Origin of the sequence: Nonomuraea sp. NPDC049624 (assembly GCF_040675255.1) — a bacterium.
Taxonomy (GTDB): Bacteria; Actinomycetota; Actinomycetes; order Streptosporangiales; family Streptosporangiaceae; genus Nonomuraea.
Genome location: NZ_JBFAOR010000010.1, coordinates 312,149 through 325,421 on the forward strand (window position 1 = coordinate 312,149; position 13,273 = coordinate 325,421).

General features: G+C 72.2%; 13 protein-coding genes. 6 read left to right on the forward strand and 7 right to left on the reverse strand.

The window, feature by feature from the left end; translation table 11 throughout:
- Positions 1-33: 33 nt before the first annotated feature.
- Both AB0J76_RS37960 and AB0J76_RS37965 read right to left on the reverse strand, forming a co-directional pair.
- On the reverse strand, positions 34-504 hold the full coding sequence (locus AB0J76_RS37960; RefSeq protein WP_352322840.1) for a TspO/MBR family protein: 471 nt from the start codon (positions 502-504) through the stop codon (positions 34-36).
- 35 nt (positions 505-539) lie between these two features.
- On the reverse strand, positions 540-896 hold the full coding sequence (locus AB0J76_RS37965; RefSeq protein ID WP_352322839.1) for a helix-turn-helix domain-containing protein: 357 nt from the start codon (positions 894-896) through the stop codon (positions 540-542).
- 32 nt (positions 897-928) lie between these two features.
- Here AB0J76_RS37965 and AB0J76_RS37970 point away from each other — a divergent pair, with 32 nt between their 5' ends.
- Together AB0J76_RS37970 and AB0J76_RS37975 are read left to right on the forward strand one after the other, a co-directional pair.
- Positions 929-1,810 carry a TIGR03620 family F420-dependent LLM class oxidoreductase gene (locus AB0J76_RS37970; RefSeq protein ID WP_352322838.1) on the forward strand — a complete coding sequence of 294 codons (882 nt, stop codon included), beginning with the start codon at positions 929-931 and terminating at the stop codon, positions 1,808-1,810.
- Positions 1,811-1,872: 62 nt separating this feature from the next.
- Positions 1,873-2,835: an SDR family NAD(P)-dependent oxidoreductase gene (locus AB0J76_RS37975; protein WP_352322837.1), complete on the forward strand. Its 963-nt coding sequence runs from the start codon at positions 1,873-1,875 to the stop codon at positions 2,833-2,835.
- A gap of 3 nt (positions 2,836-2,838) precedes the next feature.
- On the opposite strand, the gene AB0J76_RS37980 is transcribed toward AB0J76_RS37975, so the two are convergent.
- Positions 2,839-3,474, reverse strand: a complete 636-nt coding sequence (locus AB0J76_RS37980) for a DUF47 family protein (protein ID WP_352322836.1) — start codon at positions 3,472-3,474, stop codon at positions 2,839-2,841.
- Positions 3,468-4,418: an inorganic phosphate transporter gene (locus AB0J76_RS37985; protein ID WP_352322835.1), complete on the reverse strand. Its 951-nt coding sequence runs from the start codon at positions 4,416-4,418 to the stop codon at positions 3,468-3,470. The genes AB0J76_RS37980 and AB0J76_RS37985 overlap by 7 nt, the downstream gene beginning before the upstream one ends.
- 142 nt (positions 4,419-4,560) lie before the next feature.
- Here AB0J76_RS37985 and AB0J76_RS37990 point away from each other — a divergent pair, with 142 nt between their 5' ends.
- Genes AB0J76_RS37990 through purU form a run of 4 tightly spaced genes read left to right on the forward strand, consistent with a single transcriptional unit; the run spans position 4,561 to position 9,824 of the window.
- Positions 4,561-5,658 (forward strand): aminotransferase class V-fold PLP-dependent enzyme, encoded by a 1,098-nt coding sequence (locus AB0J76_RS37990; protein ID WP_352322834.1) that lies wholly within the window; start codon positions 4,561-4,563, stop codon positions 5,656-5,658.
- Positions 5,659-5,665: 7 nt separating this feature from the next.
- Positions 5,666-6,589 carry a LysR family transcriptional regulator gene (locus AB0J76_RS37995; protein WP_352322833.1) on the forward strand — a complete coding sequence of 308 codons (924 nt, stop codon included), beginning with the start codon at positions 5,666-5,668 and terminating at the stop codon, positions 6,587-6,589.
- Complete coding sequence (locus tag AB0J76_RS38000) at positions 6,586-8,973, forward strand: FAD-dependent oxidoreductase (RefSeq protein ID WP_352322832.1); 2,388 nt, start codon at positions 6,586-6,588, stop codon at positions 8,971-8,973. The genes AB0J76_RS37995 and AB0J76_RS38000 overlap by 4 nt, the downstream gene beginning before the upstream one ends.
- Positions 8,970-9,824 (forward strand): formyltetrahydrofolate deformylase, encoded by an 855-nt coding sequence (gene purU, locus AB0J76_RS38005; RefSeq protein WP_352322831.1) that lies wholly within the window; start codon positions 8,970-8,972, stop codon positions 9,822-9,824. Before AB0J76_RS38000 ends, purU begins: the two co-directional genes overlap by 4 nt.
- Positions 9,825-9,839: 15 nt before the next feature.
- Here purU and AB0J76_RS38010 read toward each other — a convergent pair whose 3' ends face one another.
- The 3 genes from AB0J76_RS38010 to AB0J76_RS38020 are packed head-to-tail and all read right to left on the reverse strand — an operon-like array spanning position 9,840 to position 13,055.
- Entirely contained in the window at positions 9,840-10,190 is a 351-nt protein-coding gene (locus AB0J76_RS38010) for a VOC family protein (RefSeq protein WP_352322830.1), read from the reverse strand.
- Positions 10,187-10,987: an AraC family transcriptional regulator gene (locus AB0J76_RS38015; protein ID WP_352322829.1), complete on the reverse strand. Its 801-nt coding sequence runs from the start codon at positions 10,985-10,987 to the stop codon at positions 10,187-10,189. The genes AB0J76_RS38010 and AB0J76_RS38015 overlap by 4 nt, the downstream gene beginning before the upstream one ends.
- A 10-nt stretch (positions 10,988-10,997) precedes the next feature.
- Positions 10,998-13,055, reverse strand: a complete 2,058-nt coding sequence (locus tag AB0J76_RS38020) for a prolyl oligopeptidase family serine peptidase (protein ID WP_352322828.1) — start codon at positions 13,053-13,055, stop codon at positions 10,998-11,000.
- Positions 13,056-13,273 lie beyond the last annotated feature (218 nt).

The window sequence follows — 13,273 nt, forward strand, 5'->3', positions numbered from 1 at the left end:
CGAGCGGGGCCCCGCCTTCGGGCGGGGTTCCGGTCAGGGGTTGCGGGCGGCGATGGAGGCGTTGAGCGCGGTGGCGAAGGCGGTCCAGCCGACGTAGGGCAGCAGTGCCAGCCCGGCGCGGCGGTCGGCGCGCAGGAAGCGGCGCAGCAGCACGAGGTTGGCCGCGTCGAGCGCGACGATGTCGGCCAGCGCCAGGCGCGGGGAGCGGGCGCCGAAGAACAGCGGGGTCCAGGCGGCGTTGAGCGCGAGGTTGGCGCCCAGGGCGCGGGCCAGGCCGGCCCGGTCGTCTCCGCTGGTCAGCGCGCGGGCTCCGGCGTAGGCGATCAGGGCGTAGACCGGCGTCCAGACCAGGCCGAACGCCTGCGTGGGCGGCTGCCAGCGGGGCTTGCGCAGCCGGCGGTACCAGGCCGAGCCGGAGGAGGTGGCCAGGCTGCCGAGGGTGGCCGTGGCGGTGACCGCGGCCGTGGTGGCGAGGAGGTTGCGGGCGAACGGGCGCATCTGCATGGGCCTGCCCCTACCCGCCTGGGCCGGCGCATGCCCTAGGCGCCCTCCGGCTCCTCGACGACGAGGGCGAGCAGGCCGGGGAACCGTTGGTCGAACTCCGCGCGGCGCAGCCGGTTGAGCCGGCGGGCGCCTTCGTCGCGCTGCTCCAGCAGGCCGACCTGGCGCAGCACCCCGAAGTGGTGGCTGAGCGTGGACTTGGCCACCGGCAGGTGGGCGAACGTGCCGCAGGCGCGCGCCCAGTCGGGCTCCCCGGCCAGCTCGCGGACGATGCGGCGGCGGACCGGGTCGCCGAGCGCGTCGAGGGCGGCCTGCAGCGACACCTCGACGGGCGAGGTGTGGGTCAGGCCGCGTGTTCTGTTCGATGGTGGTCGAACATTGGTGTAGTGTTCCATCTCGATCGAACATTCTAGTCGAGGGAGCGGCCATGGAGACCGGGCACTTCGGGGTGTGGCATCCGCTGATCGGCAAGGCCCCCGCCGAGCAGGCGCGGCGCGCGGCGGCCGAGATCGAGCGGCTGGGCTACGGCTCCGTGTGGATCAACGAGGGCCGGCAGAGCAAGGAGCCGCTCACCACCGCGGCCGTCCTGCTGGCCGCCACCACCCGCGTCGCGGTCGCGACCGGCATCGCCAGCATCTGGGGCCGCGACGCGACGGGCATGACAGCGGGCGCGAAGACGCTGGCCGACGCCTTCCCCGGCCGGTTCGTGCTGGGCATCGGGGTCAGCCACGGCCCGCTGGTCGGCAGCCGCGGGCACGCCTACGACAAGCCGCTGAGCGCGATGCGCGCCTACCTCGACGGCATGGACGCCGCCGAGGAGGGCCTGCCCGAGGCGCGGGCGCCCCGGCTGCTGGCGGCGCTGCGGCCCCGGATGCTGGAGCTGTCCAGAGACCGGGCCGACGGCGCCCACACCTACTTCGTGCCGCCCGAGCATACCGAGCAGGCCCGCCGCGTCCTCGGCGCGAACCGGCTGCTGGTGCCCGAGCAGGCCGTGGTGCTGGAGACCGACCCGGCAAGGGCCCGCGAGATCGCCCGCGCCCACCTGGCCTACTACCTGACCCTGCCCAACTACCTGGGCAACCTGCGCGCCCTGGGCTTCACCGACGCCGACTTCGCGGGCGGCGGCAGCGACCGGCTGGCCGACGCCATCGTGGCCTGGGGCGACGAAGGGCAGGTCGCCGCGCGGCTGCGGGCCCACCTCGACGCGGGGGCCGACCACGTGGCCGTCCAGCCGCTGTCGCCGGGCGCGCCCGACCTCGACGACGCCCTGAGCCGGCTCCAGCGCCTGGCCCCGGCGCTCGGCCTCTGATCCGGGCGGTCCCGGCGGGTCGGTTTGACTTAGAGCGCACTTCAATTCGTAACGTCGGTCCCATGACAACGCCTCAGCACAGGATCGGTTCGGGTTTCGGCGCGAGAAGCACCGCGGACGAGGTGCTCAAGGGCATCGACCTCACCGGCAGGGTCGCGCTCGTCACCGGCGGCTACTCCGGCCTCGGCCTGCAGACCACCCGCGCGCTCAGCGAGGCCGGAGCCCAGGTCGTCGTCCCGGCCCGGCGTCGCGACGCGGCCGAGGAGGCCCTGGCCGGCCTCGACCGCGTCGAGGTGGGCGAGCTCGACCTGGGCGACCTCGACAGCGTGCGGCGCTTCGCCGAGGAGTTCCTGGCCTCCGGCCGCGACCTGCACCTCGTGATCAACAACGCCGGCATCATGGCCTGTCCCGAGACGCGGGTCGGGCCGGGCTGGGAGGCCCAGTTCGCCACCAACCACCTCGGCCACTACGCGCTGGTCAACCGCCTGTGGCCGGCCGTCGAGCGCGGCGGCGGCCGGGTCGTGGCCGTCTCCTCCGCCGGCCACCGGCGCTCCGGCATGCGCTGGGACGACGTGATGTTCGAACGCGGCTACGACAAGTGGCAGGCCTACGGCCAGGCGAAGACCGCCAACGTGCTGTTCGCCGTGCACCTCGACGCCCTGGCCGAGGACGCGGGCGTGCGGGCGTTCGCGGTGCACCCCGGCGGCATCCTGACCCCGCTCCAGCGTCACCTGACCAAGCAGGAGATGGTCGAGGCGGGCTGGATCGACGAGCAGGGCAACCAGCTCAACACCAGCTTTAAGACCCCTGAGCAGGGCGCCGCCACCCAGGTGTGGGCGGCCACCTCCCCGCAGCTCGACGGCATGGGCGGCGTCTACTGCGAGGACTGCGACATCGCCGAGCCCGCCGACGGCTCCGGCGGCGGCGTGCATCCCCATGCCACCGACCCCGAGCAGGCCGCCCGCCTGTGGCGGCTGTCGGCCGAGCTGACCGGCGTCGACGCCTTCGCCGGACGGGCGGCCTGACGGTCAGCGTTTCATGGCGCCGTCGGCGATGGCGTCCGCCGCCTCGCCGATGGCCATGCCCACGATCTCCAGGCGGCGCACCAGCTCGCGCTGCTTGAGCGCGTCCGAGGTGACCTCGCCGGAGAAGATCCGGGAGATCTCGTACTGGTACATGCGCCGGATCGCGCCGCCGGCCTTCTTGGCCTCCAGGGCGTCCTGCACCACCGCCGAGGGCCGGGCGGCCAGGCCGCGCACGGCGCTCTCCAGGGCGTCGATGCCCACGATCACCTGGTCGAGCAGCGGCGTGAAGCGGATCTGGTCGGGCACCCGGTACAGGTGCGACTCGCGCACGAAGTCCCGCAGCGAGTCCAGCACGTCGTCGATCGAGCGCGACAGGCGGAACAGGTCCTCGGGGTCGATGGGCGTGACCAGCGCGGTCTTGAGCTCCTCGACCAGGCGGGCGCGCTCCTCGTCGCCGAGGTGCTCGATCGCGCGCATCCGCTCGTGCGCGCCGGTCCTGCCGACCTCGCCGCCGATCATGGCCATCGCCAGCCACGCGCCCTGCTTGGTGGCCTTGAGCTGGCCGAGCAGGGCGCCGGTGAGCGCGCCGTCCATGCGGCCGGTCATGAGGTCCCGGATCCGGCGCCACCGCTTCACCACGTCCCCCTCAGCCCCTTCAGGACGAACGCCGCCGTCGCGGCCAGCAGGCCGCTCAGCGGGAGCGTCAGCAGCCAGGCGACGACGATCTTGACGGCGGCGTACCAGCGGACCCGGCCGCCGCCCTGCGCGACCCCGGCGCCGACCAGCCCGCCGGCCACGGCCTGCGTCATGCTCACGGGCATACCCAGCGCGGCGCAGCCGAGCACGGCGGTGCCCGCGGCCAGTTCGGCGGCGACGCCGTGCGCGGGCCGGGAGACGATGATCTCGCGGCTGAGCGTACGGCCCGCCCTGGGCAGCCCGTAGAGCGCGCCGAGCCCGAACAGCACCGCCACCAGCGAGGTGCAGGCCAGGGGCGCGCCCTGGAAGCCGAGCGCGATCATGAAGACAGCCAGCATCTTCTGCCCGTCGTTGGCCGCGTAGGCGAGCGTCTGGAGCAGGAACCCGGCCCAGTGCCAGCGGGCCAGGCCGGGCGCGTCGGTCACCCGGACGAGCAGCCGGATGAGCAGCCACGACAGCAGCGCCCCCACGAACGGCGCGGCCAGCCCGAAGACCAGCACGAGCGCCACCGAGCCGCCCGACACCGGCAGCCCCCACCCCAGCCCGGCCCCGGTGAGCCCGCCCACCACGGCCAGCGTGAGGCTGGTCGGCCGGCCCTTCGCGCTGAGCGTGAAAACCACCGCCAGTGCGCAGAGCACGGCCACCGTCATCGCGGCCTGGCCACCCGGGGCGTGGAAGCCCGCCAGCCGGTTCACGAACGTCAGCGCCACCTGGTGGGTGACCAGCGGGACCACCGTGACGAGCAGCACCAGCGCGAGGATGCCGACGGCCGGCCTGATCACCGGCAGCTTGAGCCCGGTCGCCAGCAGCGCCCCGCCGTCGTTGATCCCGGACACGACGGCGAACAGCCCCGCGACCCCGATCAGTACGACGGTCCCCAACGGCACGTGTCCCATCCCAGTCGGCGCTGCTCGGCACGGACAAGCGCGATTCCCTTATGGCCCTCATAGAGGAAAGGCGGCTGCCCCTGCGGCGCCACCCCGGATAGCGTCCGTAATGCCGGATAACTACCCAAGATCGAGTGGATTGATGGACGAAGAACTCATTCTGTTGAATCCCGGGCCCGCAGGTACGTCGAAGCGGGTCAAGGACGCCCTGCTTCGCGGCGACCTCTGCCACCGCGAGCCCGAGTTCACGGAGTTGCTGTTCAGGATCCGCGAGGCCCTGCCCCGGTGCCTGAACCTCGGCGGCACGCACGAGGCGCTGCTGGTCACCGGGTCGGGAACCGCGGCCATGGAGATGGCGGTCATCAGCTCCGTCCGCGCGGGACGCGGCGTGCTCGTGGTGAACAACGGCGTCTACGGCGACCGGATGATCAAGATCGCGAAGGCGCACGGCATCCCGTTCCACGAGGTCAGGAGCGACTGGACGGTCCCGGCCGACCCCGAGGCCGTCCGGGCGGCCCTCGCCGGGCGCGACGACGTGGACGCCGTGGTCTGCGTGCACCACGAGACCACGACCGGCCTGATCAACCCGATCAAGGAGATCGGCGAGGTGGTGGCCGAGCACGGCGCGCTGTTCGTGATCGACGCGATCAGCGGCACCGCGATCGAGGACCAGGACCTGGCGCAGGTCAGGGCGGACGTCGTCTGCGGCACCGCCAACAAGGGCCTGCACGGGCTGCCCGGCATGTCGTTCATCCTGTGCAGCGAGGCCGCGATCGAGCGGATCCAGGAGGCGCCCGCGCGCAGCCTCTACCTCAACGCCGCCAGCTACCTGGCCGGTCAGCGCAAGGGCGACGTGCCGTTCACCCCGGCCGTGCAGGTCTGCTACTCCCTGGACGAGGCGATCAAGGAGTACGAGGAGGCGGGCGGCTTCGTGGCGCGGACCCGGCTGTACCGCGAGCGGGCGGCCCTCGTCCGCGGGCAGTTCGCCCGGCTCGGCCTGAAAATCCTCGTTGATGAACAATTCAGATCAAACACCGTAACAATGCTTCATCTCCCCGAAAACGTAACTTATGCGGCGCTTCACGATGAGCTCAAAAAGCGCGGTTACGTTATCTATGCCGGTCAGGGGCAACTTTCGGCGGACTTCTTCAGGATCTGCACGATGGGCGAGATTCCCTGGCACCGGCTGGAACAGCTCGAGGACGCGCTCCGAGAGTCGATCGAGGCAGCTAGGGGTTAACGGCGACATGCAGCTCAACCTGCACCGGCTCTGGATCTTCATGACGGTCGTGGAGTGCGGCGGCTTCTCGGCCGCCGCGCAGAAGCTCTACCTCAGCCAGCCGTCCGTGTCACACCAGGTCAGGCAGCTTGAGCAGGCGCTGCGCGCCACGCTGATCGACCGCAGCGGCGCCCGCATCAGGCTCACCCCCGAGGGCGAGGTGATGCTGGAGTACGCCAGGCGGGTCTTCCTGCTGGCCGACGAGGCCGTGGCCGCCATCCGGCAGGTCTCCGGGCTGCAGACCGGCAAGCTGGTCGCGGGAGGCACCACCACCGTCGGCACGTACCTCCTGCCGCCGTTGCTGGCCGCCTTCCGCGACCGTCATCCGGGCATCGAGCTCGGCATCCAGGTCGGCAACGGCCAGCGGGTCGAGCGCGGCCTGGTGGACGGCGAGATCGGCGTCGCGGTGCTGGCCGGCGAGCCCGGCGCGGCGCAGCTCGTCAGCGAGCCGATCCTGGAGGACCGGCTCGTCGTCATCACCCAGCCGGGCCACCGGCTGTCCAGCAGAGGCCGCGCCGAGCCCGCCGACCTGACGGGCGAGTTCTTCCTCATCCGCGAGCCCGGCTCCTCCACCCGCGAGCTGCAGGAGCAGGCGCTGGAGACGTGGGGGCTCGAAGAGGCCGGCCGCAGCGAGATCTGGGGCCCGGAGACGATCAAACAGGCGGTCGCCGCGGGGCTCGGCGTCTCGCTGGTGTCCGAGCACTGCGTCGAGCAGGAGCTCGCCGACGGGCGGCTGGCGGCCCTGGAGGTGCTGCCCGCGCCCAAGCCGCGCCCCATCGTGCTGGCCCACCGCCGCGACCGGTTGCTGGGGCCCGCCGAGCAGGCGTTCATCGCCATGCTGCGCAACGTCCGCAGCTGGCCGGGGATCAATCGCTTGAGGAGCATCTCGTGACATCCCTGCCCTCCCGGGCACAGGTCGTGATCATCGGCGGCGGCATCGCGGGCTGCAGCGTGGCCTACCACCTGGCCCAGCTGGGCTGGACCGACGTCGTGCTGCTCGAACAGGGGCAGCTCTCCTGCGGCACCACCTGGCACGCCGCCGGGCTCGTCGGCCAGCTCCGCAGCACCGAGAGCATGACCAGGCTGATCAAGTACAGCACCGACCTGTACGCCCGCCTGGAGGCCGAGACCGGCTTCGGCACCGGCTGGAAGCAGTGCGGCAGCCTCAGCGTGGCCCGCACCCCCGAACGCATGATCCAGCTGCGGCGCACCGCGGCCGCCGCCCGGAACTACGGCGTCCAGGCCGAGGTGGTCAGCGCGCGCGAGGCGGGCGAGCTGTGGCCGGTCATGCGCACCGACGACCTGGTGGGCGGCGTCTGGCTGCCCGGCGACGGCAAGGCCAACCCGTCGGACCTCACGCAGGCGCTGGCCCGGGGCGCGCAGCGGCACGGCGTCCAGGTGATCGAGCGGGTCCGCGTCACCGGCGTCACCGTGCGCGACGGCGCCGTGCGCGGCGTGCACACCTCCGAGGGCCACATCGAGACCGAGGTGCTGGTCAACTGCGCCGGGCAGTGGGCCAAGGAGGTCGGCAGGATGGCCGGCGCGACCGTCCCGCTGCACTCGGCCGAGCACTACTACGTGGTCACCGAACGCATCCCCGGCGTGCGCCCCGACCTGCCCGTGCTGCGCGACCCCGACGGCTACGCCTACCTCAAGGAGGAGGTCGGCGGCCTGGTCGTGGGCGGCTTCGAGCCGGACGCCAAACCCTGGGGCATGGACGGCATCCCCCACCCCTTCGAGTTCCAGCTCCTGGAGGAGGACTGGGACCAGTTCGCGATCATCATGGAGAACGCGATCCGGCGCGTCCCGGCGTTGGAGAGCGCCGGGGTCAGGATGTTCTACAACGGGCCGGAGAGCTTCACGCCCGACAACATGTTCCTGCTGGGGGAGACCCCCGAGGTGCGCGGCCTGTTCGTCGCCGCCGGGTTCAACTCGGCCGGCATCGCCTCGGCGGGCGGCGCCGGCCGCGCGCTGGCCGAGTGGATCGTGAACGGCGAGCCGACCGGCGACCTGTGGCCCGCCGACATCCGGCGCTTCGCCCGCTGGGCCGGCAACGACACCTGGCTGCGCGACCGGGTCACCGAGACGCTGGGGCTGCACTACGCGATGTCCTGGCCGGACCGGGAACTGGAGACCGCCCGGCCGCTGCGCCGCTCGCCGGTCCACCACCTGCTGGCGCAGGCCGGGGCGCGCTTCGGGTCGAAGATGGGCTGGGAGCGGGTCAACTACTTCGGGCCCGCCACGTCCTCCACGTTCGGGCGGCCGGGATGGCAGCCGTACGTGGACGCCGAGGTGGCGGCCTGCCGGAACGCGGCGGCGCTGTTCGACCAGACGGCCTTCTCCAAGTTCGTCCTCAAGGGCCCCGAGGCCATGGAGGCGTTGCAGTGGCTGTGCACCGCCGACGTGGACGTCGAGCCCGGCCGGGTCGTCTACACCGGCCTGCTCAACGACCGGGGCGGCTACGAGTCGGACCTGACGGTGACGCGCGTGGCCCGCGACGAGTACCTGATCGTGACCGGCTCGGCCCAGACCACCAGGGACTTCGACCACATCTCCAAGGGCCTCGGCGACCGGCGGGCAGCCCTGGTGGACGTCACCGGCGCGTACGCGGTCTTCGGCGTGATGGGCCCCTCGTCCAGGACGATCCTGCAGTCGGTGTCCAGGTCCGACTTCTCCGCCTTCGACTTCGGCACGTCCCGCCTGGTCGACCTCGGCCACGCCACCGTGCGCGCCACCCGCGTCACGTACGTGGGCGAGCTGGGCTGGGAGTTGTACGTGCCCGCCGAGTTCGCCGTCACCGTGCACGAGACGCTCATGGGCGCCGGCGGGCTGACCCAGGCCGGTCACTACGCCATCGAGGCCATGCGCATCGAGAAGGGCTACCGCGCCTGGAGCCGCGAGCTGGGCCCCGAGGTCACCCCCGCCGCCGCCGGGCTGCGTTTCACCTGCAAGAAGGGCGGCGGCTACCGCGGAGCGCGGCACGCTCTGGAGACGCCGTCGCGCAGGGTAGTCTCGATCGTGCTGGACGACCCCGCCGCACACCTGTGGGGCGGCGAGTCCCTGCTGTCCGACGGCGTCCCGGTGGGCTACGTCACCTCGGCGGCCCACAGCCCCACGCTCGGCAGGTCCGTGGCGCTGGGCTTCGTCACCGAGGTCTCGCAGGAAGGCGGCGTCACGCTGGAGAAGGTGGAGGTCGACGTGGCCGGCGACCTGTACTCTGCCCAGATCAGCCTGAAGGCGCCCTACGATCCCACGTCCGCGAGAGTGAAGGCATGAGCAGCCACGCCGAGTACATCCTGACCCTGTCCTGCCCCGACCGCCCCGGCGTGGTGGCCGCCGTCTCCGGCCTGCTGGCGGCGCACGGGTGCAACATCATCGAGAGCCAGCAGTTCGGCGACCGGGTCGCCCAGCGGTTCTTCATGCGCGTGCAGTTCTCCGGCCCGCTCGGCGAGGACGAGCTGGGCGCCGCCTTCGCCGCCCTGGCCCCCGACTTCGCCATGGAGTTCAGGCTGCGCGACGTGGCCAGGAAGCCGCGCGTGCTGATCATGGTCAGCCGGTTCGACCACTGCCTCAACGACCTGCTCTACCGGGTCAGGTCGAAGACGCTCGGCATCGAGGTCGTCGCGGTCGCCTCCAACCACCCCGACCTGCGCCCGCTCACGCAGTCGTACGGCATCGACTACCACCACCTGCCGATCACGCCCGAGACCAAGCCGAGGCAGGAGGCCGAGGTGCTGGCGCTGGTCGAGCACTACCAGGTCGACCTGGTGGTGCTGGCCCGCTACATGCAGGTGCTGTCGGAGGACCTGTGCGAGAAGCTGGCCGGGCGGGCGATCAACATCCACCACTCGTTCCTGCCGTCGTTCAAGGGCGCCAAGCCCTACCACCAGGCCCACAACCGGGGCGTCAAGCTCATCGGCGCCACCGCCCACTACGTGACCTCCGACCTCGACGAGGGGCCGATCATCGAGCAGGAGGTCGCCCGGGTCAACCACAGCCACTCCCCGGACGACCTCGTGCGCATCGGGCGCGACGTGGAGTGCGTGGCGCTGGCCCGCGCGGTCCAGTGGCACGCCGAGCAGCGCGTCCTGCTCGACGGCCACAAGACCGTCGTCTTCCCCCGCTGACCCCTTTCCGGGGGGTTACGGGCGGTAGGTCCCGAAGAACCAGGAGTTGCCTTCGGGGTCCCTGCAGGCGTACTCGCGCGAACCGTACGGCTGGTCGGTGAGCTGCATGGTGATCACGGCCCCCGCGGCCCTGGCGCGATCGTGATGGGCGTCGACGCCGTCGACCGCGATGTAGACGCCGGGCCCGCCCGGCTTCCCCCGGCCGATCATGATCAGGTCGTCCTCGACGAACAGCTCGGCGTGCTCGACGACTCCCGACTCGTCCTTCGACGACTCGTGCACCCGGAACCCGAACGCCCCGGTCAGGAAGTCGAGGGCCGCCTGCGGGTGCTCGTAGCGGGCCAGTGCGTAGACAGTGCGTTTCATGGCTCCAGCATGCGCGGCGGCCCGCCCGCCGGTCTTGGACGAATCTGACCGGGCGTGGTGCCGCCGAGCGCCCGGAACTCGCGGTTGAGATGGGCCTGGTCGTAGAAGCCGCACTCGGCCGCGACCGCGGCGATCGGGTGGCCGGAGCGCAGCAGCCGCGCCGCCCGGCCGAACCTGATCACCCGGGCGGCCGTCTTGGGGGCCAGCCCGACCTGGTCGTGGAAGCGGGCCACCAGATGCCGGTGGCTCCAGCCCAGCGACGCGGCCAGCGACGACACGCCGAGCCGCCCGCCCGACTCCAGCAGCCGCGCCCACGCCCACGGCAGCTCGGGGCCCACCCGCGGCCCGGCCAGGATGCGCTCGGTCAGCAGCCGGTCGGTCAGGGCCAGCCGCTCCCGCCACGACGGCGTCGCGGCCAGCCGGTCGAGCAGCTCCCCGGCCCAGGGCCCGAGCACCGTCTCCACCGGGACCACCCGGCTCGTCAGGTGGCGCATCGGCAGCCCGTACAGCCGCCGCGCCCCGAACGGCGTGAGCACCACCTGCACGCCCTCGCACGGCCCGGTGACGCGGGTGACCGCGAACCGGTCGGCGAGCCCGCCCGCGAACGCCCTGACCCGCTGCCCGTACGCCTCCATCGGCGCGCCGACGCCCAGGATGAGCACCGCCCCGGGAAGGGCGGCCTCGGCGCGCGTGACGGGCGCCGGATAGTGCTCGCTGTAGGCGCAGAGCCGGGTGACGTACGGCCGCAGCCCAGCGCTGGGGACGGCCTCGACGATGGCCGGCCCCAGGCTGCTCATGCCTGCGACACTACAGACCGGTGTGCCGGGCGAGGAAGGTCAGCGTGTCGGCCGACAGGTCGACCGTCCGGCTCACCGAGCGGGCGCCGTGGCCCACCTCGGCCTCGTTGCGCAGCAGCACCGGCCGCCCGGCCGTCGAGGCGTGCTGCAACGCCGCGCACATCTTCCAGGCGTGCAGCGGGTGCACCCGCGTGTCGGACTGGAAGACGGTGAACAACGTCGCCGGGTAGGCCACCGACTCCTCGACCCGGTGGTAGGGCGAATACCCCCACAACCAGCCGAACTGCTCGGGGTCGTCGGCGCTGCCGTACTCGACGTTCCAGGTCGCGCCGAGGCCGAACTTCTCGTACCTGATCATGTCGAGCAGCGGCGCCGAGCAGACCACCGCCGCGTACAGGTCGGGGCGCTGCGTCAGCGCGGCGCCGACCAGCAGGCCGCCGTTGGAGCCGCCGGAGATGCCGAGCTGCTCGCGGGTGGTGACGCCGGCCTCGATGAGGTGCTCGGCCGCGGCGTGGAAGTCGTCGAACACGTTCTGCTTGTTGGCCAGCATGCCCGCGCGGTGCCAGTCCTCGCCCTCCTCGCCGCCGCCGCGCAGGTTGGCGATGGCGTAGACGCCGCCCGCCTCGACCCAGGCCAGGATCGAGGCCGAGTAGCCGGGGGTCATCGACAGGCCGAAGCCGCCGTAGCCGTACAGGATGGTGGGCCGGGGGCCGGGCCGCTCGTCGGCGGGGGAGATGATCAGCATCCGGACGTCGGTGCCGTCCTTGGACCGGTACACCACCTGCGACGTGCGCACCGGCGGCACCTCGACCGCGCCCGGCGAGGCGGCCCACAGCGTGGTCTCGCCGGTGCGGGCGTCGTAGCGCTGGATCGTCGGCGGCGTGGTGTTGTCGGTGTAGCCGAACCACGCCTCGAAGCCGCCCTCGGGACGCTCGGAGATGCCGCCGATCGTGCCCAGCCCCGGCGTCGGCACCGAGCCGACTCGCTCGCCGGTCGCCAGGTCGTGGACGGTGATCTCGCTGATCGCGTGGCGGGTCCAGCCCACCAGCATGACCGGGCGCTCCAGGTCGTCGAGGATCGCGAAGTCGGACAGCACCGCCTCGGGGTCCTCGGGGATCAGGTCGCGCCAGGTCTCGTAGCGGGGGTCGGCCGGGTCGGTCACGCACACCCGGCCGCGGGGGGCGTCCCTGTCGGTGTGGACGTAGAGCCGGCCGTCGCGGCCGAACACCAGGGCGGTCTGCGCGTCGACGCCCTCCTGCACGACCTTCAGGTCAGGGGAGTCGGCGGGCGAGGCGGTCAGGTCGGCCACCCACAGGTCGTTGCGCGGCGCGGTGCCCTCGTGCGCCGAGACCTGGAGCCAGTGGCCGTCGCGCGAGACGGAGACGCCGTAGTAGTTGGTCATCTTCAGCCCCTGGCCGAAGATCATCACGTCGTCCTCGGTCGAGGTGCCGACGCGGTGGAGGTAGACGCGGCGGTGGAACTGCGCCTCGTTCTCCGGCACCTCGGTGCGCGGCAGCCTGCGCACGTAGTAGAACGCCTCGCCGCCGGGCAGCCAGGCGATGGGGGAGTAGCGGCAGCGGTCGATCGGGCCCTCGACGCGCATCCCGGTGGCGACGTCGAGGACGTAGAGGACCGACTCCTCGTCGCCGCCCACCGAGATCTGGTACGCCAGCAGCCGCCCTTCCTTGTCGGGCTGCACGGCGTCGAGCGTGGTGAGACCGGACGGGTCGATCTCCATCGGGTCGATCAGCGCCCGCTCGGTGCCGTCGGCCTCGACCACGTAGTAGACCGCGTGCTCCTGGTCGGGCGTGCGGCGGGAGAAGAACCGGCGCTCCCCGCGCCAGGCCGGAGCCCCCACCGAGCCGGACCGCAGCAGCTCGGCGATGCGGTCCTTGAACCGCTGCTCGCCACGGCTGGCGTTGAACAGCTCGGCCTGCGCGAGCAGCCACTCCTTGGTGTCCGGGCTGTCAGGGTCCTCCAGCCACCGGTACGGGTCGGGGACGGGCGTTTCGTGCAGGATGTCGACGACGTCTTCGCGGCGTGCCGTCGGATAAGGCTCTCGCGTCATGCCAGGAACCCTACTGCCAAGGTGGGGGCGTAAAGCGCTGGTGAAGCGGGCATAAAACGTAACGTGTGTCCCTCTGGTCATTCCGGCTTGAAGATTATGGGGTGGCGGGGACGCTACGGCTAACGCCAGACTTGGTGACAGGACGGTGCCGTGGTGACCATCCGCTGGACCGTCCGGCGGAGGTCCATGTGACGGAAGCAACAGTGCCCCAGGAGGGG

Bases quoted from the DNA above. Each gene is read 5' to 3' on its own strand.
- AB0J76_RS37990 (WP_352322834.1), top strand. From the start codon at position 4,561: ATGGACGAAGAACTCATTCTGTTGAATCCCGGGCCCGCAGGTACGTCG.
- purU (WP_352322831.1), top strand. From the start codon at position 8,970: ATGAGCAGCCACGCCGAGTACATCCTGACCCTGTCCTGCCCCGACCGC.
- AB0J76_RS38020 (WP_352322828.1), bottom strand. From the start codon at position 13,055: ATGACGCGAGAGCCTTATCCGACGGCACGCCGCGAAGACGTCGTCGAC.
- AB0J76_RS38015 (WP_352322829.1), bottom strand. From the start codon at position 10,987: ATGAGCAGCCTGGGGCCGGCCATCGTCGAGGCCGTCCCCAGCGCTGGG.
- AB0J76_RS37970 (WP_352322838.1), top strand. From the start codon at position 929: ATGGAGACCGGGCACTTCGGGGTGTGGCATCCGCTGATCGGCAAGGCC.
- AB0J76_RS37960 (WP_352322840.1), bottom strand. From the start codon at position 504: ATGCAGATGCGCCCGTTCGCCCGCAACCTCCTCGCCACCACGGCCGCG.
- AB0J76_RS37965 (WP_352322839.1), bottom strand. From the start codon at position 896: ATGGAACACTACACCAATGTTCGACCACCATCGAACAGAACACGCGGC.
- AB0J76_RS37975 (WP_352322837.1), top strand. From the start codon at position 1,873: ATGACAACGCCTCAGCACAGGATCGGTTCGGGTTTCGGCGCGAGAAGC.
- AB0J76_RS37995 (WP_352322833.1), top strand. From the start codon at position 5,666: ATGCAGCTCAACCTGCACCGGCTCTGGATCTTCATGACGGTCGTGGAG.
- AB0J76_RS38010 (WP_352322830.1), bottom strand. From the start codon at position 10,190: ATGAAACGCACTGTCTACGCACTGGCCCGCTACGAGCACCCGCAGGCG.